This window comes from Deinococcus wulumuqiensis R12 (genome assembly GCF_011067105.1).
GTDB lineage: Bacteria > Deinococcota > Deinococci > Deinococcales > Deinococcaceae > Deinococcus > Deinococcus wulumuqiensis.
Genome location: NZ_CP049357.1, coordinates 2270185 through 2290000, shown reverse-complemented (window position 1 = coordinate 2290000; position 19816 = coordinate 2270185). Strand labels below are relative to the sequence as shown.

Annotated in this window: 20 protein-coding genes (1 of these 20 cut by a window edge); 10 read left to right on the top strand and 10 right to left on the bottom strand. The window is 68.3% G+C overall.

Annotated features, from left to right (window positions below):
* The 6 genes in view from G6R31_RS11110 to G6R31_RS11085 are tightly spaced (at most 23 nt apart) and all read right to left on the bottom strand, a layout consistent with a single transcriptional unit that may run on beyond the window.
* A protein-coding gene (locus G6R31_RS11110) for an SDR family NAD(P)-dependent oxidoreductase (protein WP_017871232.1) crosses the window boundary here: on the bottom strand, positions 1 to 498 show its 5' portion. Its footprint begins 213 nt before the window's first position; 498 of the gene's 711 nt are visible here — the first part of the coding sequence; it begins with the start codon at positions 496 to 498; its stop codon lies beyond the left edge, outside the window.
* Positions 499 to 521: 23 nt separating this feature from the next.
* Positions 522 to 1598: a glycosyltransferase family 2 protein gene (locus tag G6R31_RS11105; RefSeq protein WP_017871233.1), complete on the bottom strand. Its 1077-nt coding sequence runs from the start codon at positions 1596 to 1598 to the stop codon at positions 522 to 524.
* On the bottom strand, positions 1595 to 2227 hold the full coding sequence (locus G6R31_RS11100; protein ID WP_017871234.1) for a 1-acyl-sn-glycerol-3-phosphate acyltransferase: 633 nt from the start codon (positions 2225 to 2227) through the stop codon (positions 1595 to 1597). Before G6R31_RS11100 ends, G6R31_RS11105 begins: the two co-directional genes overlap by 4 nt.
* Before the next feature lie 19 nt (positions 2228 to 2246).
* Positions 2247 to 3185 carry a carotenoid biosynthesis protein gene (locus tag G6R31_RS11095; RefSeq protein WP_017871235.1) on the bottom strand — a complete coding sequence of 313 codons (939 nt, stop codon included), beginning with the start codon at positions 3183 to 3185 and terminating at the stop codon, positions 2247 to 2249.
* Positions 3182 to 3571 carry an NUDIX domain-containing protein gene (locus G6R31_RS11090; RefSeq protein WP_081608312.1) on the bottom strand — a complete coding sequence of 130 codons (390 nt, stop codon included), beginning with the start codon at positions 3569 to 3571 and terminating at the stop codon, positions 3182 to 3184. Before G6R31_RS11090 ends, G6R31_RS11095 begins: the two co-directional genes overlap by 4 nt.
* Positions 3568 to 5103 (bottom strand): phytoene desaturase family protein, encoded by a 1536-nt coding sequence (locus G6R31_RS11085; protein WP_017871237.1) that lies wholly within the window; start codon positions 5101 to 5103, stop codon positions 3568 to 3570. Before G6R31_RS11085 ends, G6R31_RS11090 begins: the two co-directional genes overlap by 4 nt.
* 207 nt (positions 5104 to 5310) lie before the next feature.
* Here G6R31_RS11085 and G6R31_RS11080 point away from each other — a divergent pair, with 207 nt between their 5' ends.
* Positions 5311 to 5775 (top strand): YbjN domain-containing protein, encoded by a 465-nt coding sequence (locus tag G6R31_RS11080; protein WP_017871238.1) that lies wholly within the window; start codon positions 5311 to 5313, stop codon positions 5773 to 5775.
* A 315-nt stretch (positions 5776 to 6090) separates the two neighbouring features.
* Here G6R31_RS11080 and G6R31_RS11075 read toward each other — a convergent pair whose 3' ends face one another.
* Together G6R31_RS11075 and G6R31_RS11070 are read right to left on the bottom strand one after the other, a co-directional pair.
* Positions 6091 to 7863, bottom strand: a complete 1773-nt coding sequence (locus tag G6R31_RS11075) for an ABC transporter ATP-binding protein (protein WP_017871239.1) — start codon at positions 7861 to 7863, stop codon at positions 6091 to 6093.
* A 148-nt stretch (positions 7864 to 8011) separates the two neighbouring features.
* The gene (locus tag G6R31_RS11070; RefSeq protein ID WP_017871240.1) at positions 8012 to 9763 is read right to left on the bottom strand and encodes an ABC transporter ATP-binding protein; all 1752 of its coding nucleotides are present in this window, start codon (positions 9761 to 9763) and stop codon (positions 8012 to 8014) included.
* A gap of 210 nt (positions 9764 to 9973) precedes the next feature.
* Here G6R31_RS11070 and rpsF point away from each other — a divergent pair, with 210 nt between their 5' ends.
* From rpsF to G6R31_RS11035, 7 genes are all read left to right on the top strand, one after another.
* Entirely contained in the window at positions 9974 to 10282 is a 309-nt protein-coding gene (gene rpsF, locus G6R31_RS11065; RefSeq protein WP_017871241.1) for a 30S ribosomal protein S6, read from the top strand.
* 117 nt (positions 10283 to 10399) lie between these two features.
* Positions 10400 to 11314 carry a single-stranded DNA-binding protein gene (locus G6R31_RS11060; protein ID WP_025568063.1) on the top strand — a complete coding sequence of 305 codons (915 nt, stop codon included), beginning with the start codon at positions 10400 to 10402 and terminating at the stop codon, positions 11312 to 11314.
* Positions 11315 to 11369: 55 nt separating this feature from the next.
* Positions 11370 to 11648: a 30S ribosomal protein S18 gene (gene rpsR, locus G6R31_RS11055; protein WP_010886749.1), complete on the top strand. Its 279-nt coding sequence runs from the start codon at positions 11370 to 11372 to the stop codon at positions 11646 to 11648.
* A 12-nt stretch (positions 11649 to 11660) separates the two neighbouring features.
* A complete protein-coding gene (gene rplI, locus G6R31_RS11050; protein WP_017871243.1) occupies positions 11661 to 12101 on the top strand; it encodes a 50S ribosomal protein L9 in 441 nt (146 codons plus the stop codon).
* A 358-nt stretch (positions 12102 to 12459) separates the two neighbouring features.
* The gene (locus G6R31_RS16785) at positions 12460 to 12819 is read left to right on the top strand and encodes a hypothetical protein (RefSeq protein WP_017871244.1); all 360 of its coding nucleotides are present in this window, start codon (positions 12460 to 12462) and stop codon (positions 12817 to 12819) included.
* 112 nt (positions 12820 to 12931) lie between these two features.
* Complete coding sequence (locus tag G6R31_RS11040) at positions 12932 to 13606, top strand: DUF2270 domain-containing protein (protein WP_017871245.1); 675 nt, start codon at positions 12932 to 12934, stop codon at positions 13604 to 13606.
* A 74-nt stretch (positions 13607 to 13680) separates the two neighbouring features.
* Complete coding sequence (locus G6R31_RS11035) at positions 13681 to 15048, top strand: MATE family efflux transporter (protein ID WP_017871246.1); 1368 nt, start codon at positions 13681 to 13683, stop codon at positions 15046 to 15048.
* 6 nt (positions 15049 to 15054) lie between these two features.
* Here G6R31_RS11035 and G6R31_RS11030 read toward each other — a convergent pair whose 3' ends face one another.
* Positions 15055 to 17271 carry an MMPL family transporter gene (locus tag G6R31_RS11030; RefSeq protein WP_017871247.1) on the bottom strand — a complete coding sequence of 739 codons (2217 nt, stop codon included), beginning with the start codon at positions 17269 to 17271 and terminating at the stop codon, positions 15055 to 15057.
* Positions 17272 to 17397: 126 nt separating this feature from the next.
* Between G6R31_RS11030 and G6R31_RS11025 the strand changes: the two genes are divergently transcribed.
* Together G6R31_RS11025 and tmk are read left to right on the top strand one after the other, a co-directional pair.
* Positions 17398 to 18201 carry a Nif3-like dinuclear metal center hexameric protein gene (locus G6R31_RS11025; RefSeq protein WP_017871248.1) on the top strand — a complete coding sequence of 268 codons (804 nt, stop codon included), beginning with the start codon at positions 17398 to 17400 and terminating at the stop codon, positions 18199 to 18201.
* On the top strand, positions 18198 to 18842 hold the full coding sequence (gene tmk / locus G6R31_RS11020) for a dTMP kinase (protein WP_017871249.1): 645 nt from the start codon (positions 18198 to 18200) through the stop codon (positions 18840 to 18842). Before G6R31_RS11025 ends, tmk begins: the two co-directional genes overlap by 4 nt.
* A 24-nt stretch (positions 18843 to 18866) precedes the next feature.
* On the opposite strand, the gene G6R31_RS11015 is transcribed toward tmk, so the two are convergent.
* Entirely contained in the window at positions 18867 to 19769 is a 903-nt protein-coding gene (locus G6R31_RS11015; protein WP_017871250.1) for a glutaminyl-peptide cyclotransferase, read from the bottom strand.
* Positions 19770 to 19816: the final 47 nt, after the last annotated feature.

The following is a 19816-nucleotide window of genomic DNA, read 5'->3' as shown; positions in this document are numbered from 1 at the left end:
TCCGCGCTGTGGCTGGGCCTGCAACCCAGCTTCGTCGCGGTGCGGCCCCACGACCGTGACCCAGGTGTGTGGGTGCCGGCGGCGCAGCACCTGGGTCAGAGCCACCGTACTCTTGACGTTGGTGTTGAACAGCTCCATCCACTCGTTCTCGCTGAGGTCCTGAAAGTTGGAGTGCGCCCGGCGGTCGGCCAGATGCACCACGCCGTGCAGTTCTCCGTAGATGTCCAGAATCCGCCCGAGGGCGCTGATGCAGTCGAGCGGCACCGACACGTCGGCGGCCAGGGGAATGACCTGCCCGCCCTGCTGCTCGATGCCGCTGGCGATGGCGGCGAGGGTTTCGGGCGCGGTCCCCACCAGAACCACGCTGGCTCCCGCGTGGGCGAGTGCGGTGCCGATGGGGCGGCCATAGCCCTGGTCGGCGCTGGTCACGGCGATCACCTGGTTGGCAAGCGGGCCGCGCTGGGGGGGCGGGGAGGCGTCGCCAGCGGAAAACGTCATGGAACCAGCATAGCGGTGCGCCGTCACTGACGGTACTCGCGCCCCTTCCAGGTCACCTGCCGCCGCAGCGCCCGGCGATAGACCGGCAGCATCAGCAGCGGCGTGAGCGGGCCGAGCAGCCCCTCGGCGAGGTCGGCGGGCTGGCGGCGCCCGGCAATCAGGTTGGTGACGAGACGCTCGGCCACGCTCGCCAGCCGCAGCCGCCGCGCCCCCGGCACCGGCCCGAGCCAGGGCACCGTGTAGCTGGCGAGAACGAAGGCGAACGACAGCGCCAGCAGCGCACGGTGGCCGCCGTGCACCGCGAGCAGGTTCTTGCCGAAGCCCTGCACCGAGTCGGGGTAGGAGCGGTACATCCGCACGCTGATGCATTCCTGCCCCAGCGCGAGCGAGAGATTGCCCCCTGCCCGGCGCAGCCGGTGGGCAAAACGAACATCTTCCAGCACCTCGCCGCGCACCGCCGCGTGCCCGCCGAGGTGCCAGTAAGACGCCCGGCGAAAGGCCATCACCTGTCCGTTGGCGGCACTGGCGGCGGGAACGGGAAACCGCAGCAGCGGCAACGGAAACAGGGCGATCAGGGGAAGCTCGGCCAGGGGGGTGAGCAGCCGCTCTCCGGGGGTCACGTTGCGCTGACGCGGCCACACGCTCAGCAGGTCAGCCCCCGAGTGCCGAAGCTGCGCCAGGACTGCGCCCAGGGCACCGGGGTGCCAGGTCACGTCGGCGTCGGTAAAAATCAGAACGTCGCCGCTGGCCGCCTGCGCGAGTTGCTGACAGGCCCATGTCTTGCCCACCCAGCCGGGCGGCAGCGGCTCGCCCGTCAGCACCCGCGCCCCGAGTTGCCGCGCTGTCTCGGCGGTGCCGTCGCGTGAACCGTCGTCCAGCACCAGCACCTCTGCCGCGCCCTGGGCCAGCAGGCCGGGCAGGTTCCGCCGCAGGTTGGCCTCCTCGTCCCGCGCAGGAACGAGCAGCGACACGCGCACGCCGGGCGCTGCGGACTGCGGGCGCAGGCGGGGGAAGGTGGCGGCGTTGATGAGCAGCATCAGGACGCGGTAGGCCAGAAAGCCGCCGGTCAGGGTGTGGTACAGGAAGGCAAAAAGCTTCATCGGTCTCCAGTCAGCCGGGTGAGCAGCCGCGCGGGGAGTCCGGGCCGGTCATGCACGCTCGCCGCCCCGCGCACCCAGCGCAGGTACCCGGCGGGGGGAGCGTCGGGGTCGGCGGCTTGTAGGTCGGCGTCCAGCCGGGCCACCGTCTGGCCCAGGGCACCCGGCAGCTCGGCAGGAGAAGCGGCCACCCCGAACCGCACGAATCCTTCGGGCTTTTGCGCCCCGCGCACCAGCACCCGCAGACCGACGGGAACGAGGGGCACGCCTGCCTGCCGCGCCATCCACGCCGCGCCGGGGTGCAGGGGTCCGGGTGGCCCGGGCGGTTGCAGCGCTCCTTCGGGAAAAACGACGACCCAGCCGCCGCTCCGGGCATGGCGCACGGCGGCGCGGACTTCTCCGGTGCCCATGGCCCCCGCCCGCCGCAGAAAAGGAAAGCGGGCGAGTTGCCGCTCGGTCATCATCACCCGGCAGTCTTGCCCGAGTTGCCAGGCGAGTTCGGCCAGCAGGTAACCGTCCCACCACGACTGGTGGTTGGGGGCCAGCACCGCGCCGCCCGGCGGCAAAGGCCCGGTCACGAACACCCCGGCGAGGTCCGTGCGCAGGCTGCGGCGAATGCTGCCGCGCACCATGTCGCCCGCCCAGTCCTGCCTAACGGCCACGCCGCACCGCCCGCGCCAGCAGCGCCCCCAGCATCATCGCCGCGAGGGTAACCGCCGCTTCCGCCAGCCGCCCGACCAGCACCAGTCCGCCCGGCAGAAAAAAAGCCTCGGTGAAGTAGGCCAGCGAAAATGACGGGGAAAAGCCTTCTTTTCCGTGCTCCTTGCTCGCCGCGAACAGCCCCGGCGCCAGACGCTTCATGCCCCAGGCAATCGCCGTGCCCACCGCCCACCAGCCCAGAAAGTTCTGGAGGGGTGCGCCTGCCCACAGCGGCTGGGGGTCGCTCCAGCGCCAGTAGCGCTGCGCGGTCATCAGCGGCTCTAGCCCCACGTCCCAGAGCATGATGAGCAGCCCCGCCAGCCAGGGCCGCCCGCCCGAGAGCAGCAGCCCCGCCAGCGTGAAAGCGAACCAGCCCAGCGGCACGATGAGCGGCACGGTGAAGATGGTCGGCGGCGGCGACGTGGCGTAGGAATACTGCCCGAAGGGAATCCCGGTTTGACTGCCCAGCACTTCGACGCCCAGCCCGGTCAGGCAGGCGAACACCGCCATAGCCCCCGCCCGCGCCCAGCCCACCCGCCCCGCCGCGAACGTCAGGGCCGAGGCGAACAGGGCCGCCGTGCTGAGGAGGCCCAGCAGCGAAAAGCCCTCCGGCCACAGCGGAACAGGGATTTTGAGGGCCACCGACAGGGCCAGCCACCACAGCCAGGGTGCCGTGTGGGTCAACAGGGCACGCCAGCGCTTCGCCAGAGTGGCGCTAAAATCCCCGCCCAGCGCGTCTCCTGCCAGCGCCATGATGCCGGAGAGCGGCAGCCCCAGCGCAATCAGTCTCCAGCCGAAATCGCCGCCTCTCATCACCAGGAGCGCTCCCAGAAAGGCGAGGCCGAGCGCGGCAAAGGCGAGGCCCCAGCGCAGGAGTTGGGGGGGAATCAACGAAGTGCCCTTAGCGCTGTGAGGTAGCTCTGGGTGACTTCTGACAGGGCGGTGGGGAGATTGTCCAGGGGCCACCACCGCGCTTCGGCTGCGTCGTCCTGGGCCTGGGCTGTGCCTCCTGTATAGGCGGCGGTAAAGACGTGTGTCGTCCAGTCCACCACATTCCCGTCTGGGTAGGTGTGGCGATGTTCCCAGACGCCGAGGGGCCGCAGCCCACCGACACTCAGCCCCGTTTCCTCGCGCAGTTCGCGGCGGGCTGCCTGAGCGGGCGTTTCCAGAAGGTGCTTCCCCCCGCCCGGAACGTCCCATAAGCCGTTGTCGCTGCGGCGTATCAGCAGCACGTCCTCGCCGCGCAGCACCGCGACTCCGGCCCCCGTTCTCCTCACCGCCAGCCTCGCCGCGTCAGGTCTTTGACAATCACCCGCGCCGCGTTGCGCCCGCTCGCGCCCATGATGCCGCCGCCGGGGTGGGTGCTCGCGCCGGTGAGATACAGCCCCCTGATGCCCGGCCAGCGGTACTGGCTCGCCTTCATCCAGGGGCGGAAGGAAAACATCTGGTCGAAGGACATTTCCAGGTGCATCACGTTGCCCCGGTGTAGGCCGAGATGGTCGTGGAGCCACTGCGGAGTCTGCACCAGTTCGCCCACGATGGTGTCGCGGGTGCCGGGGGCATAGTGCTCGAAGGCCCGCAGAATGTTTTCCCGCGCCTCGGCGGTGCGCGTTTCCCATGAGCCGCTGGCGAGTTCGAAGGGGTAATACTGCGCCCACAGCCACAACACGTCGCCCTGCGGGGGAGCGAGAGAGTCGTCCACCGCGCTGAAACTCATGGCGACCAGCGGCGGGTCGGTGGTGGGCTGTCCGGCCAGATATTCGCCGTAGCCCTGCATAATCTGGCGTTCGTTCTTGACCAGCAGGCCGAGGCCCACGCGCGAGTCGGGTTCGGTGTGGTGGCGGTACTTGACCTTTTCACTCAGGGCCAGACGCAAAATCATGCCGAAGCCGTTGCCCACGCGCACATTTTTGGCGGCGGCGGGGACGTATTCGTCGGGCAGCGCGGCAGCCGTGGTCAGGACGTGCGTGCCCGACACGACGGCGCGGGCGGTGTACGTCTCGCCGTTCTCCAGCCGGATACCCTGCGCCTGGCCGTCCCTGACCAAAATTTCTTTGACGGGCGCGTCGGTGAAGACCTCGCCGCCCTCGGCTTCGATGGCCCGGCGCAAGGCTTTGGTCAGCCCACCGCTCCCGCCTTTGGGCCGGGCTACGCCGCCTTCGTGATACAGCGGGTGCCACAGCAAAAAAGGGGCGCTGAGCGGGTCCGAGGGCGGGGGGCCGCTCTGGGCCGCCATCCAGACCAGCGGCGCCCGCACGCGCTCGTCGGTGAAGTATTCGCGCGCCACGTCGCCGTAGGGCCGCAGGATGCGCGGGAGCTGCTCGTTCCAGTCCTTGCCCTGGCCGCTGCGCATCACCATTTTGCCCAGGTCGAGCGGCCCCGGCGCCGAGTTGAACAGGTCGGCCACGGCGCGCGCGAAGGGTGTCCAATCGTCGAGAAAGCGCCCGTAGGCGTCGCCCTGCCCCGGAAACTTTTCTTCCAACTCACGGATGGTTCGGGCGGGGTCGCGGTGAATAAACCAGGGCGTTTCGCCGTCCGAGCAGTGAAACATGGGGTCCACTTCGAGGTAATGCAGCCCGTGCCGCGTGAGTTCGAGCTCGCGCACGATGGGCGTCATCCGAATCAGGATGTGGGCGCTGCCGCCGTAGTCGAAGCGGTAACCGGGCACCAGTTCCTCGGTGCTGACCGCCCCGCCGACGAGGTGCCGCCGCTCGAACACGCCGACTTTCAGGCCCGCCCGGGCGGCGTAGGCAGCAGTCACCAGCGCGTTGTGGCCCGCGCCCATGACGATCAGGTCGTAATCCGGCATCGGGAGTCAGTGTGGCATGGCGGCGGCGGGAGGGAGGGTGGGGGGCGGTACGCTTGCCCCACCTGGCCCGGCGCCTGACCCCTGGAACGTCGGTGGCTAGAACACCGGCAGGTCCCGGCCCCACCATTGACTGAGAAAGCGAGAAATATTACAATAGGACATACCCAGGTGGACTCCGGGCGTTCCGGAGAATCGACAGGAGGTCCTATGAAGCGTTCTGCTGCTCTCGGTCTGGCTGTTCTGTTCGGCGTTCCCGCGTCCGCCCAATCCGCCCAGTCCCTCGTTACCGGCACCTCGACCACGGAACTGGTGGGGATCGCACGCGGGTTCGGGTCGGCTTCGCTCGGAACGTCGTCTGCTACCGGTTCACCCAAGATCACCGGGCGCATCGGCGGCCAGGAATACTCGGTGTACTTTTACGGCTGCGACTCCAACAAGAAAAACTGCACCAGTATCCAGTTCGCGACCTACTGGATCGGCAAACGGCTGACCGCGGCCGAGGTCAACCAGTGGAACGCCGACAAGCGCTTCGGCAAGCTGTTTATCGACAGCGATGGGGATCTCAACCTCCAGATGGATGTCAATCTGGATTTCGGGGTGACTTACAAGAACATGGAAGACACCTTCGATCTTTGGAAACTGGTCCTGGAGGACGTCCTCGACGCGATCTGATCCGGGTCTGAGAGAGAAATAGCGCCTCTGATCTCTTGTTCAGAAGCGGACGGGCAAAGCTGCGACGCACGGCGAGGGAGAGAACATCGGCTTCTCGACGACGTGGAGCCGCCATTCGGGTGCTGTGCCTGGGTGAGTGCGAGAGGGTTCGGAAGCGGATCATACGGATTCCGATTGAATCTGGTAGTTTCAGATTCAATCCGACTTGCAAAGCTGCGCAGCAGAGCGGATGCGAGTAGGAAAAAATACGGATTCCGCGATATGGATGCACAGGCGGCGCTTTCCCGACTGTGCAGGAATTAAGCGGAATCCGTATCATTCCTCCTCCGCCCACAGCGCCCGCATTTCCGCGCTCGTTTCCAGCAACTCGGCAAGCGTCCCTTCCGCCGTCACCCGCCCGCCTTCCATCACCAGAATGCGGTGGGCGCGGGTCAGGGCGGCGCGGCGGTGCGAGACGACCAGACAGGTGGCGTCCAGTTCGGAAAAGAGGCCGTCCCACAGTTCGGCTTCGGTGCGGGCGTCAAGCGCGCTGGACACGTCGTCGAACACCAGCAGGTCGGCCTGTTGCGCCAGCATTCGCGCCACCGCCGTGCGCTGCACCTGTCCGCCCGAGAGCTTGACGCCGCGTGCGCCCACTTGCGTCTGCTCGGCTTCGGGCAACTGCGCGAGGTCGGAGTCCAGCCGCGCCAGCCGCACCGCCAGCGGAAGGCGGGCCGCGTCCGCGCCGCTCAGCACGTTGTCCCGCAGCGAGTCGGAAAAGAGGTTGGGAAGCTGCGCCGTGTACGCACTGCGCGGCGGCACGAAAAAGGAAGCGGGGTCGGCCACTTCCTGCCCGTTCCAGAACACCTGCCCACCGTCACGCGGCAGCAGGCCCAGCACGGCCCGCAGCAGGGTGCTTTTGCCGCTGCCGATGCGCCCGGTGACGACCACGAATTCGCCGCGCCTGAGCGTGAAATTCACGTCGTCCACGCCGCTGCCGTCCGGGTGGTGGGCGCTGAGGTGCTGCACCTGCAATTCGCGCAGAGGTTCCGCACTGGGGCGAGTCGGCAGGGCGGGCAAGTCGCCGCGCAGGTGAATGTCACGGTGCTGCACCGCTTCGTCCTGCGGGGCGTCCACCAGCAGGCGGTGCATGCGCTCGAAACTGACCCCGGTGCGGCGGTGCCTCGCAATCGCGTCGCCGAAAAAGCCCATGCTGCCCGTCAACCTCGGCAGCAGGCCGATAAACAGCACGAAGTCCTGCACGTTCAGCGCCTCGCCGCGCACGCGCCCCGCCCCCAGCAGCAGCACCAGCCCCACCGCGATATTGACCATGTTGGTGTTCACGCCGCGAATCAGTTCGGTGAGCAGCACGTCCCGCAGCGCCGCGTCCTTGCGCGTCTCGCCCAGCGAGCGCAGGTGCGCCACCATCTGCCCCTCGCGCCCGGCGAGTTTGACGGCGCTCACCGCCCCGAACGTCTCCCCGATAAAGTCGGTCACGCGGCCCGTCGCCTCGCGCATCCGGCGGCGGTAGGTGCGGATGGTGGGCGAGAGGCGCTGCACGAAGACAATCATCAGCAGCAGCGGCGCACACACCAGCGCCGTAATCAGCGGGTCCACCCGGGCCATCAGGGTGACGGCGACCAGCGTGTAGACCAGAAAGCCCGCGCCGTCCACCCAGACCTCGGTGTAGCCCGCCACGTCGTCCACGTCGTCGCGGAAGCGGCTCACCGCCTCGGCGGGCGTGTCGGGCAGGCGGCGTGAGCCTGTGGCCGTCAGCAGGTAGCCCAGCAGGTTGCGCCTTATGAGCGCGTCGAGCGTGTACCACAGTTCTATCCAGGCCCGGAACGCCCCGTAGAACAGCCCGAAACGGCTCGCCCGCACGAACGCGAACCAGCCCAGCGCCGCCCACGCCGCCGCGACAGCGTTCGGCACGGCGTTTTCCGCGCCTTCCAGATGCCCGAACAGGCGACTCACCGCGAGCGTCACCAGCGCGGGCGAAGCGTGAACCGCGCCCCACAGCAGCAGATTGACGCCGAAGAGCGCCGGGTTATAGGCGAACAGGCGCTTGGCGAGGGCGAAGGTGGAGGAAGGGGTGGGGGCAGTGGTCATGGGGTGTTCCTTTGCGGGCAGATGGCTGAAGGCGGATGGCAGAAGGCTGATGGCTTGTCGTTAGCTCCTCCCTCCTTGTGAGGGACTCGTATGAGCTGCTTGCAGAGGCTGGGAGGGGGGGCCACCCCGTCCTGTAACAGGAACTTCCTCACGCCAGCACCGCTTCCGCCTCCCGGCCTGCCCGCAAGAGCTGCGCGTACTCGCTGCGCGGGTCGCGGGCGAGGTCGGCGCGTGCGCCTTCTTCCAGCATCTTTCCCGCGCCCAGCACCAGAATCCGGTCGGCGCGGGCCACGGTGTCGAGTCGGTGCGCGATGACGATGGCGGTGCGGCCCGCGAGCAGCCGGGTCATGGCGGCGGTGAGCTGCGCTTCGGTGGCGGGGTCCAGGCGGCTGCTCGGTTCGTCGAGGATGATGACGGCGGGGTCTTGCAGCATCACCCGCGCAAAGGCCAGCAGTTGAGCCTGCCCCGCGCTCAGGCTTCCGGCAGGCAGCGGCGTACGGACGCCCTCGGGCAGGCGCGAAAGCCACTCGCTCAGGCCGACTTCGGCCAGGGCCGCCTCCACCTGCCCGTCGGTCACGCGGTCGTCGAAAAAGCTGAGGTTGTCGCGCACGCTCGCCTGAAACAGCTGCACGTCCTGCGTCACCACCGCCACCCGCGAGCGCAGGCTGGCCAGGGTCACGTCCCGCGTGTCCACGCCGCCCAGCCGCACCGCGCCCGTCGTGGGGTCGTAGAGGCGCGAAATCAGGCGGGTCAGCGTCGTCTTGCCGCTGCCGGTGCGCCCCAGCAGCCCCAGCGTCTGCCCGGCGGGGACGTGGAAACCGATGTCTTGCAGCACGGGCGCAGCCTCCGCGCCGCCGTAGCTGAAGCCCACCCCTTCAAAGCGCAGGTCGAGCGGGCCGGGGGGCAGTTCGCGCTTACCTTCCGGCAGCGCCGTCTGGAGAGAGAGCAGTTCCCCGATGCGCACCAGACTCGCGCCCGCCTTTTGCAGGTCCTGCAACTGGTTGGTGAGCTGGTCAATCGGTTCTTCCACCATCGTCATGTACTGGTAGAGGGCAAACGCCGTGCCCAGCGTAATCAGCCCCGCCGCGTACAGGCCCACCGCCGAGGCGAGCAGCGCCACGTAGCCCACGGCAAAGAGCGCCATGCTGAGTTGCCACACCCGCGCCCGCCGCCGCCACGACAGCACCGACTTGTGGAAAAAGTCGCGCTGCACCGCCAGAAACCCGCGCAGGTGGTACGGCCCCGCGCCCAGCGAGCGCACGTCGTCCAGTCCGGCGAGGCGCTCCTCCACGTACCCGAACAGCCGCGCACTCGCCTCGCGTTCGTGTTGCGTGGGTTCCACGCCGCCCTTGCGGACCCGGTTCATCGCCCACAGGGTCAGCGCCACGAAGACGGTCACGCCCGCCCCCACCCGCCAGTCGGTGCGCCAGAACATCACCACCGCGCCGGTCAGCAGCAGCGCGGCCCCGAACACCCTCACGGCGAACTGCGAGAAGAAGTTGCTCAGGGCCGTCACGTCCCCGTCGATGCGCTCGATCATTTCGCCGGGCGTGCGTTCCTTGTGTTCCTGCATGTCCAGCGACAGCAGGTGCGCCATCAGGTCGGCGCGCAGCCGGTTGGTGGCCTGCCAGCCCACCTGCGCCCCCAGGTAGGTGGCGGCGGCGCTGAGCAATTGCACGCCCACCGCCAGCAGGATGTAACTGACGGCCAGCCGCACCAGCAGTCCCACATCCGCCCCGGCACCAAGTTTGGCGCTGTCCACGAAGCGCGAAAGGAGTTGCGGCAGCAGCAGGTTCAGGCCGGTGCCGACGATGAGCAGCGCGGCGAGGGTCGCCACCGCCCCTTTCAGCGGCCCCAGGTAGGTGCGCAATACGGTCAAGGTGGGAGAAGGGGCGGCCATTCCTTCAGGCTAAGCCTCTTCTCGGCCCCGAGCATCGGCCAAGTGGCGGAGGCTGAGGGCAGATAGCGGAAGGCAAGAGTGGGACGCAGGCGGGTGCTTCCCCACCTACCATCTGCCGGGCGATTCTGGTAAGCTTCCCAATTGCGCTGTCCGGCGAAGGTTCTTTTTGCCGTGAAACCGCGAACAGTCCCTTTTTCAAGGAGGTGAAACATGAACCAGTACGACCTCAACCTGATCCTGAACCCCAACATCAGCGCCGAACAGGTGCAGATCGAGAAGGATTACATCGAGAACGCCGTGCGCGGCGCGGGCGCTGAAATCAGCAACCTCGACGACCTCGGCAACCGCCGCCTGGCCTACCAGGTGGGCAAGGACCGCGAAGGCTACTACCTGATGTACACCATCAAGGCCTCGGGCAACCCCGAAACCGCCATCGCGAGCAGCCTTAGGTTGCGCGACAACGTCCGCCGCGTCCTGGTGGTCAAGGACCGCCCGGAGTGGAAGACCAAGAAGGCCTGAGCCTTTTATGTCATTGACATAATAGTCTCTGCTTGTTACTCTGTGGTGAACCCGCAAGGGCCGTCCGCCAGCAATGTCAAGTTCTAGTTATTTCGCCAGCTACCAAGGAGAATTGTTATGGCCCGAGGCATGAACCACGTTTTTCTGATCGGCGCACTCGCCCGTGATCCCGAACTTCGTTACACCGGCAGCGGAATGGCCGTTTTTGAAGCCACCGTCGCAGGCGAAGACCGGATCGTCGGCAACGATGGCCGTGAACGCAACCTGCCCTGGTATCACCGCGTGTCTATCCTGGGCAAGCCCGCCGAATGGCAGGCCGAGCGCAACCTGAAGGGCGGCGACGCCGTGATGGTTGAAGGCACCCTGGAATTTCGCCAGTGGGAAGCCCCCGAAGGCGGCAAGCGCAGCGCCGTGAACGTCAAGGCCCTCCGTATGGAACAGCTCGGCACCCAGCCCGAACTGGTTCAGGATGCGGGTGGTGGCGTGCGCATGAGCGGCGCGATGAACGAAGTCATGGTGATCGGCAACGTCACCCGTGACCCGGAAATCCGTTACACCCCCGCAGGCGACGCCGTGCTGAGCCTGAGCGTGGCGGTGAACGAGCAGTACCAGGACCGTCAGGGACAGCGTCAGGAAAAGGTCCACTACATCGACGCCACCCTCTGGCGCGACCTCGCCGAGAACATGAAGGAGCTTCGCCGCGGCGATCCCGTCATGATCATGGGCAGGCTGGTCAACGAGGGCTGGACCGACAAGGACGGCAACAAGCGCAACAGCACAAGAGTAGAGGCGACGCGAGTCGAAGCACTTTCCCGAGGCGCGGGCCAGGCCAATGCCTCCGGTTCCGCTGCCACCCCTGCCGCACCTCGCACGCAGACCGCGAGCAGTGCTGCACGCCCGCAAGCTGGCGGCTACGGCAACAGCCAGGGCCAACCCAGCCGCGCGGCGAACACGGGGAGCCGTTCGGGGGGCCTAGATATTGATCAAGGTCTCGACGATTTTCCGCCGGAAGACGACGACCTGCCCTTTTAATACAGGTCTGGGGGCCTAGCGCCCCCGGCTTCCGGCTGCACCAAGGACACCCAACATGACCCAGCAAGGAAACAGCGGCGAACGCAAGCCGCGCGGCAAGGGCCCCAAGCGCCCCCGCAAGCCGAAGGTCGATCCGTTCTCCATCGGGGAACTGGAAATCACCGATTACAAAGACGTGAAGATGCTGCGCCGCTTCGTGAGCGATACCGGCAAGATTCTTCCCCGCCGCCGCACTGGCCTCTCGGCCAAGCACCAGCGCCGCATCGCGCAGACCATCAAGGTCGCGCGTCAGCTCGCGCTGCTGCCCTACACCGAGAAACTGGTCCGGAAATAAGGAGTCCTTGACATGCAAGTGATTCTTCTCGAACCCAGCCGCCTGGGCAAGACCGGCGAAGTGGTCAGCGTCAAGGACGGGTACGCCCGCAACTGGCTGATTCCCCAGGGCCTCGCCGTGTCGGCGACCCGCACCAACATGAAGACCCTCGAAGCGCAGCTGCGCTCCATCGAAAAGCGCCAGGCGCAGGAAAAGGCCGTGGCCGAAGACCTCGCCAGCCGCCTGAACGGTGTGGCCGTGGAACTGAGCGTCCGCGCGGGCGAAGGCAAGATTTACGGCGCCGTCACCCACCAGGACGTGGCCGACAGCCTCGACCAGCTCGGTTTCGACGTGGACCGCCGCAAGATCGACATGCCCAGGACCGTCAAGGAAATCGGCGAGTACGACATTGCCTACCGCGCCCACCCCGAAGTCACCATCCCCATGAAGCTCGTGGTGCACGCGCAGAAGTAAGCCGGGATATAAAAAGCCCCCGCCCGTCGTGGTGGGGGCTTTTTGTGTGTTGTTTGGCAAAAGGTCCAACCGTCTGATACGGATTCCGATTGAATCTGGTAGTTTCAGATTCAATCCGACTTGCAAAGCTGCGCAGCAGAGCGGATGCGAGTAGGAAAAAATACGGGTTACGCGATATGGATGCACAGGCGGCGCTTTCCCGACTGTGCAGGAATTAAGCGGAATCCGTATGACCGCAACGGAGAGCGGTCAACCCTCCCCACCCATTCAACCCCACCTCTTCAACCCCACCTCTTCAACAAAGGCGCCTTGGCTCACCTTTCATCGGCCCCGCTTCGGCGCGGCGCAGGCTGGGGCCATGAGCGACAAGAAGAACATGCTGGAAAACATTGCCGACGCCGCCAAAGCCGGAGTGGACAGCCTCGCTGACCGTGCCCGCGCCGCAGGCCACGACATCGCCGCGCGTGTGGGCGACGAAGCCGACAACGCCAAAGACCGCGCCGAGGCCGAAGCCGCCCGCGCCCGCGCCGCGCAGCACGGGGCCGAGTACCGCCGCGAGATGGACGACGCCAACACCGACCTCGTGGGTGGCCTGGGGCACGCCAAGGCCAAAGCGGAGCAGACCGCCGCCGACGTGAAAGACACCGCCCACGAAGCCGTGCAGGACGTGAAGGCCGACGTGCGCGAAGTCGAGCGCCGCGCCGACGACAAGCTCTGAGCCGCCCTTTCCGTCTTGAGCAGGAGCCGCCCGCCCCGGGCCGGTTCCTGTTTTTTGCGGTCTTGCCGGACACAGGCGTTACCCTGTACCCCATGACGCGGGAGCGGGGCTGATGCCCGGAACGGGCGGCGGAGAAGGAGCGGTCAGGGAAGGCAAACTGACCGAGGTGAGCTATTCGGGCAACCAGGCCAACGCGCTGATTCACCTTTACCGCGCCGAGGTCGGCAAGATGACCGCCTACCGCCAGCGGCTCGACATGACCACCAACTGGTCGGTGGTCACGACGGCGGGCCTGGCCAGTTTTGCCCTCGGGGACGTGAACAACAGCCACGCGACCTTTCTGTTCGCCATGTTCATGAACTATTTTTTCCTGCGGCTGGAAGCCCGGCGCTTTCGCACCTTCGAGATTGCCCACCACCGGGTCAGGATCATGGAGCGCTTCTTTTACCCTGCCATGCTGGGCGACAAGGTGGACGCCGGCTGGCACCAGCTGCTGCTGGCCGAACTTGCCAAGCCGCGTAGCCCCATGACCCGCAACGACGCGCTGGGCTGGCGGCTCAACCGCAACTACCTGTGGATCTACGCCGCCGTGCTGCTCGCGTGGTTCGCCAAACTCGACCTCAGCGTGCCCAAGGGCTTCCTGCTGGAGTTCCCCGAAGCCTTCGCGCTGGCCGACATCGGCAATTTTCCGGGGTGGATGGTGTTTCTGGGGGTGGGGGTCTTTTACCTGTACCTGATCGGGCTGGCGCTGCGGGCGGCGCGGACCTATCCGCTGGAAGAAGGCTGACCCCGGGGGGCTGACTGGGGGCGGGCCGGGCAGAACCCCGGTAGACACAAACATGCGAAGATGGCGGGCCTGCCATGACGACCCTGCCCCCACCCACCGTCTCCACCACCGCCGAACTGCGGGCGCTGCTCAAACTGGCCGGTCCGGTGGTCGCGTCGCAGTTCGCGTCCAACGCCCTGGCCCTGATCGCCACCGCCGTGATCGGGCGGCTGGGGGCACGCGAACTGGCCGCCGCCGCGTATGCCAACGCCAGCTACTACCTGATGTTCATCATGGTGGTGGGGGTGATGCTCTCGGTGGCGCCCAGAGTCGCGCAGGCGCACGGTGCGGGCGACGGGGCCGGGGTGGTGCGGGCGCTGCGCGGCGGACTGAGGTTGGCGGCGCTGCTCACGGCCCTCGTGCTGCCGCTGATGTGGGCGCTGTCCTTCATCCTGCCGAACTTCGCGCCCGCCGGAGTGGACCGCGAACTGGTCGCCACGTATCTGCGGGTGTACTCGCTGGGGATGCTGCCGAACCTCGTGTTTATCGCCCTGCGCGGCACGCTGGAAGGCACCGGCAAGCCCGGCCCGGTGACGCTGGTGGCCCTCGCCGGGGTGGGGTGGGCGGCGCTGGTTGCCCCGGCGCTCGCCTTCGGTTGGGGGCCGCTGCCCCGGCTGGGGCTGGCGGGCGCGGCGGGCGCGAGTGCGTCGGCGGCGTGGGTCATGGCCGCGTTGCTGTGGCCGCTGGCCTGGCGCCGGGTGGGGCCTGCGCGTCAGACAGTCCCAGTTGGGGAAGGGCCAGTTGGGGACGAGGTCCGGGCGCTGTTCCGGCTGGGCTGGCCCATCGGCCTGACGCTGGGGGCCGAGGGCGGCATGTTCAGCGTGACGACCCTGCTGATTGCCCGCTTCGGTCCCGAGGTGCTGGCCGCGCAGAACGTGACCATGCAGGCGATCACCGCGCTGTTCATGGTGCCGCTGGGCATCGCCTCGGCCACCGGGGTGCGGGTGGGCAACGAAGCCGGGGCGGGCCGCGTCGCCCAGGCCCGCCGCGCCGGACTGGTGGGCATGGGCCTGTCCGCTGGCGTCATGCTGGCTTTTGCCGCGCTGGAACTGCTCTCGCCCCGCACCGTGTTCAGCGTGTTCGTCAACGTGAACGACCCGGCCAACGCCAATCTGCTCGCCGTTGCCACTGGATTTCTGGGCATCGCCGCCCTGTTTCAACTGATGGACGGCCTGCAGGTCACCGCCAACGGAGCGCTGCGCGGCCTGCAGGACACCCGCATGCCGCTGCTGGTGTCGCTGGTGGCGTACTGGGTGGTGGGCCTGGGCCTCGGTTCGTGGCTGGCCTTCGGCGCCGGGCTGGGGGCGCGGGGGCTGTGGTTCGGGCTGACGGCGGGGCTGACCTTCGCCGGGCTGGCGCTGGTCGGGCGCTTTCTGTGGCGCACGCGGGCGGGCCGTTCCTGAGCCGCGTCAGTGCTCCAGCTTGATGTGCGGCAGCCGCCGGTCCAGCCAGCCCGGGAGCCACCAGTTCCAGCGCCCGGCCAGTTTGAGAAAGGCCGGGACCAGCACCAGCCGCACCAGGGTGGCGTCCAGCACGACGGCGACGGCGAGACCCAGGCCCACGCTCTTGGTGGCGACCACGCGCCCGAACATGAAGGCGGTAAAGACGATGAACATGATGACGGCGGCGCTGGTGATGATGCGGGCGGTGTGCCCCACGGCGCGGACCACCGCCTCGTCGTTGCTGGCCCCGGCAAGGTGCTCTTCCTGCACGCGGGAAAGCAGAAAAATCTCGTAGTCCATGCTCAGGCCGAACATCACCGCGAACAGCAGCAGCGGCAGCGAGGAGTCCAGCACGCCCGCGCTCGCCGGAATCCCGAGCAGCCCGGCGAAGTGGCCTTCCTGCACCACCCACGTCACCACCCCCGCCGCCGCGCCCACCGTCAGCGCGTTCATCAGGATGCTCTTGAGCGGAATCAGCAGCGAGCGGAAGGCGAGCAGCAGCAGCACGAACGTTCCGGCAAACACCGACAGAATGACCGTCGGGAGCGTGTCCGTAATCGCCTCGCCGAATTCGCGCCCGCCCACCGGAGCGCCGCCGAGCAGGAAGCGGTAACCGCTGCGTTCGAGCGTGGCCCGCAGACGCCCCTCGAACGCCGGAGCGAGGTCGGCCCGCAGCGTGTCGTCCGGCACCACCGTCACCCGCAGGAAGGTGCGGTCACGGCTAAAAGACCGCTGGGTGAGCAGACTCAGCGCCCCCAGCGTGTCGCTGCTGCCTGCGCCCGTCGCCTGAAGGTCGGCGGGGGTCAGAAAGGGACTCAGCACCGCCCGGACCCCAGGCAGCGCCCGCAGGTCGCCCACCACCGCCTGAAACTTGGCGCTCTGGTCGGGACTGTAACGCTGGCCCTGCAGGTCGAGCAGCACCTCGTACTGACTGAGCAGGCCGCCGGCCCCCATATCGCGCACGTCCTGGAGGGCGTCGCGGCTTTCCACGCCCGGCACCAGCCCCCAGGCCCCGGCGTACCCGGTCTTCATGCGGGCGGCGGGCACGGCGAGCAGCAGCAAAAAGGCGGTGCTCAGCAGCACGGCGGCGAGGGGCCGGGCCGTGACCCGGCGGGCGAACGCCGTCCACGCCGCCGACGCCCCCGCCGACTGCGCCCAGGTGGAACGCAGCAGGCGCGGCGCGTTGACCCGTTCGCCCAGCAGCGTCAGCAGGGCGGGCAGCGCGGTCAGGCTCGCCAGCACCGTCAGCACCACCGCCAGCACGCCCCCGATGCCGATGGACCGCACGAACGACAGCGGCGGCAGCAGCAGCCCCGCCATCGCAATCGCCACTGTGGCCCCGCTGAACAGCACGCTGCGCCCCGCCGTTTCCACCGTGCGGGCGGCGGCCTCGGCAGAGCTGCCCCGCCGCCCCAGTTCCTCGCGGAAACGGTTGACCATCAGCAGGGCGTAGTCGATGCCCGCGCCCAGCCCCAGCATCGTCACCACACTCTGCGCGAAGGTGCTCACCTCCATCACGGTGGTCAGGAAGTACAGGCCCGCCATCGCCACGCTGATGCTCAGCACGCCCACCACCAGCGGCAATCCTGTCGCCACCAGCGCCCCGAACACCAGCAGCAGCAGCACGGCAATCAATGGCAGCGCCACGAATTCGCTGCGCTTGGTGTCGGCCTCGGCGAACTCGGTAAAGTCGTCGGCAATCGCCTGCCCGCCGGTCACCCGGATGTCCAGCGCGGGCGAGTCCACCTCGCGCACGTAGGCCCGGATGCGGGCCAGCGTCTCCTTGCCCCCGTCTTGCAGCGGAATCTGCGCGACGGTCAGGGCGCGTGTCCCCGCCGCGTCCCGGCTGGTCAGGCTGCCGCTCTGGGCGGGCAGAACGCGGGTCACGCCCTCGACCTCGCGCAGCCCGTCCACAAAGCGCTGGTAGGTCGCCCGACCCTGCTCGGTGTCCAGGCCCGGCGCGCTGCGGGTCACCAGCAGGGCGGTGTTGGTGTCGGTCTCGCCGAACTTGTCGCGCAGCAGCTCCGACACGCGGGCGCTTTCCGAATTCGTCAGCGTGCCGGGACTGGCGCTCAGCGCGGCGGGGGCGCGGGCGGCGAACGGCAGGCTGAGCAGGGCCAGCAGCGCCCAGACGAGCAGCACGGCCCAGGGACGACGGGAAACGAACAGGGCGAGTCGGCGCACGTTCAGCAGTAGAACACGCGGCCTCGCTGCCGAAAGGTCAGAAAAGGTGGGGCACCTGCGGGCGCACGCCTCGCGGCCCGTGCCCGGAGAGGCCCTCTGAAGGCCACCCCCTCTACAATGCCCTCTATGACTGCTTCTTCTTCTCAAACCGATTCGTCTCAGGCCGGGCGCGGCGACATCGGACGGGACGACCTGGTGCGCTGGCTCGGGGACTACCTCCAGCTTGGGGCGTACCCCGACCCGTCGCTCAACGGCCTTCAGATTCAGGGCGCCGAAAGGGTGCGCCGCATCGCCGCGAGCGTGGACACCAGCCTCCAGACCCTTCAGGCCGCCGCCGAGTCGGGCGCCGACCTGCTGCTGGTGCATCATGGGCTGTTCTGGGGCAAGCCCCTGGCGATTACCGGGCCGCACTACGAGCGGGTGCGCACGGCGATTGGGGCGGGCCTCAACCTCTACGCCGCGCACATTCCGCTCGACGCCCACCCAGAAGTCGGCAACAACGCCATGATCGCCCGCGCCCTGAGCCTGACCGACCTGCAACCCTTCGGGGACTGGCAGGGCCACAAGATCGGCGTGGCGGGGCGGCTGCCGCGTGAGCTGGGCCTGCAGGACTTTGCCGACCGGATTCAGAAGCTGACCGGCGAAATCTGTCTGGTTCACGGTGGCGGCTCGCCCAACGTGCACCGCGTCGGCGTGACTTCCGGCAGCGGGGCAGGCGCGATTGCCGAGGCCGCCGCGCTGGGGCTGGACACCCTGCTGACCGGCGAACCCGAGCACAAGCACTTCCACGATTCGTTCGAGTACGGCGTGAACGTGATTTTCGCCGGGCACTACGAAACCGAGGTCTTCGGCGTGCGGGCGCTGGCGGCCAAAATCGAAGACGAATTCGGCATTCCCTGGCAGTTCCTCAACTTCCCGACTGGCCTGTGAGCCGGGGCTTTTTCGTCACCCTGGAAGGGCCGGAGGGTGCTGGCAAGACGACGCAGCTCGCCCGGCTGGAAGCGCGGCTGCGGGCGGCGGGGCGGGCCGTGACCGTCACCCGCGAGCCGGGAGGCACGCCGCTGGGCACGCGGGTGCGCGAGGTGGTGCTCGACCCGGCGGTGGACATCGAACCGCTGGGCGAATTTCTGCTGTACTCGGCCAGCCGCGCCCAGCTCGTGCGCGAGGTGTTGCGCCCGGCGCTGGAGCGCAGCGAAACCGTGCTGTGTGACCGCTACGCCGACTCCTCGCTCGCCTATCAGGGCGCGGGCCGGGGGCTGAGGCTGCCGCTGCTGCGCCAGATCACCGACGAGGTGACGGGCGGCCTCTCGCCGGACCTGACCGTGCTGCTCGACCTCGACCCGGCTCTGGGGCTGGAACGGGCGGCGCGGCGCGGACAGCCGGACCGTCTGGAACGCGCCGACCTCGACTTTCACCGCCGGGTGCGCCAGGGCTTTCTGGATCTCGCCCGCGCCGAGCCGCAGCGGTTTCTGGTGCTGGACGCGACCCGCAGCGCCGACGACCTGGAAGCGGAAATCTGGGCGGCGGTTTCCGGCAAGCTGGCCGGAGGGTCCTCGCCCGCCGCTCCGTAACTCCGCCGGAAAAACGGCTGCCCTTCAGTTCTTCGTGCCTTCCACCTTCAGGCCCAGTCCCGGCACCTTGACCTCGAACACGGTCGGCCAGCGCTTGCCGGTCAGCAGCAGCGTGCCGCGCTCGGGCACGAAGGCGATGCCGTTGGGCACGTCGTCGAACGACAGCGCCTGGCCCTGCTTGGTCGCCGCCGCGCTGACCTCGCGGGTCAGGGCCGACACGTCGATCCAGTTCAGCACCCGGCCCGTCTGCGGGTGAATCCGGGCGATGCGGTCAGTCAGCCAGACGTTGGCGTAGACCGACCCCTGCACGTATTCCAGTTCGTTGAGGTTGCGCACCGGCTGGCCCTGGTCGGTGACCTGCACGCTGCGCTGCACCTCGAACGTCTTGGGGTCGCGCCAGACCAGGCTCGCGCTGCCGTTGCTCATGATCAGGCTTTTGCCGTCGTGGGTCAGTCCCCAGCCCTCGCCCGAGTAACGGTGGCGCCCCGTTTCCTTGAGGGTGCGGGCGTCGTAGGTGAGTGCCACGCCGTCTTGCCAGGTGAGCTGGTAGACGGTGCCGGCAAGCTGCGCCGCGCCTTCGCCGAACGCCTGCGGCAGCGCGGGCGCAAGCGGCGTGCGCCACAGCACCTTCGCCCCGCGCAACTCGCTGACGCGCACGTCGGACTCGCCCACCTGCCCGGTGCTTTCCAGGTAGTGCCCGCCGCCGAGGTATTGCAGCCCCTGGGTAAAGGCGGTGCGGTCATGGGCGTACCGCGCCGTCACCACGGGCCGCAGCACCGGCGGGCGGGCGCTGGCCGGTCTGCTCACCGGTGCGCGAACCGGCGCCGCCGACCCGGAGGCCAGCGCAGACGGCAGGCCGGAGAACAGGGCGGGCGACAGGGCGAGGGGCAACGCGGCCAGGGCCAGCAGGGGGAGGGAACGGCGCATAGTGCCCCCATGCTAGGTCGGCCAGGTGACCTGCTCCTTGGCAGCTT

Bases quoted from the DNA above. Each gene is read 5' to 3' on its own strand.
- G6R31_RS11075 (WP_017871239.1), bottom strand. From the start codon at position 7,863: ATGACCACTGCCCCCACCCCTTCCTCCACCTTCGCCCTCGCCAAGCGC.
- G6R31_RS16785 (WP_017871244.1), top strand. From the start codon at position 12,460: ATGAGCGACAAGAAGAACATGCTGGAAAACATTGCCGACGCCGCCAAA.
- G6R31_RS11035 (WP_017871246.1), top strand. From the start codon at position 13,681: ATGACGACCCTGCCCCCACCCACCGTCTCCACCACCGCCGAACTGCGG.
- G6R31_RS11025 (WP_017871248.1), top strand. From the start codon at position 17,398: ATGACTGCTTCTTCTTCTCAAACCGATTCGTCTCAGGCCGGGCGCGGC.
- G6R31_RS11015 (WP_017871250.1), bottom strand. From the start codon at position 19,769: ATGCGCCGTTCCCTCCCCCTGCTGGCCCTGGCCGCGTTGCCCCTCGCC.
- rpsF (WP_017871241.1), top strand. From the start codon at position 9,974: ATGAACCAGTACGACCTCAACCTGATCCTGAACCCCAACATCAGCGCC.
- rplI (WP_017871243.1), top strand. From the start codon at position 11,661: ATGCAAGTGATTCTTCTCGAACCCAGCCGCCTGGGCAAGACCGGCGAA.
- G6R31_RS11100 (WP_017871234.1), bottom strand. From the start codon at position 2,227: ATGGTGCGCGGCAGCATTCGCCGCAGCCTGCGCACGGACCTCGCCGGG.
- rpsR (WP_010886749.1), top strand. From the start codon at position 11,370: ATGACCCAGCAAGGAAACAGCGGCGAACGCAAGCCGCGCGGCAAGGGC.
- G6R31_RS11060 (WP_025568063.1), top strand. From the start codon at position 10,400: ATGGCCCGAGGCATGAACCACGTTTTTCTGATCGGCGCACTCGCCCGT.
- G6R31_RS11070 (WP_017871240.1), bottom strand. From the start codon at position 9,763: ATGGCCGCCCCTTCTCCCACCTTGACCGTATTGCGCACCTACCTGGGG.
- G6R31_RS11105 (WP_017871233.1), bottom strand. From the start codon at position 1,598: ATGAAGCTTTTTGCCTTCCTGTACCACACCCTGACCGGCGGCTTTCTG.
- G6R31_RS11085 (WP_017871237.1), bottom strand. From the start codon at position 5,103: ATGCCGGATTACGACCTGATCGTCATGGGCGCGGGCCACAACGCGCTG.
- G6R31_RS11040 (WP_017871245.1), top strand. From the start codon at position 12,932: ATGCCCGGAACGGGCGGCGGAGAAGGAGCGGTCAGGGAAGGCAAACTG.
- G6R31_RS11080 (WP_017871238.1), top strand. From the start codon at position 5,311: ATGAAGCGTTCTGCTGCTCTCGGTCTGGCTGTTCTGTTCGGCGTTCCC.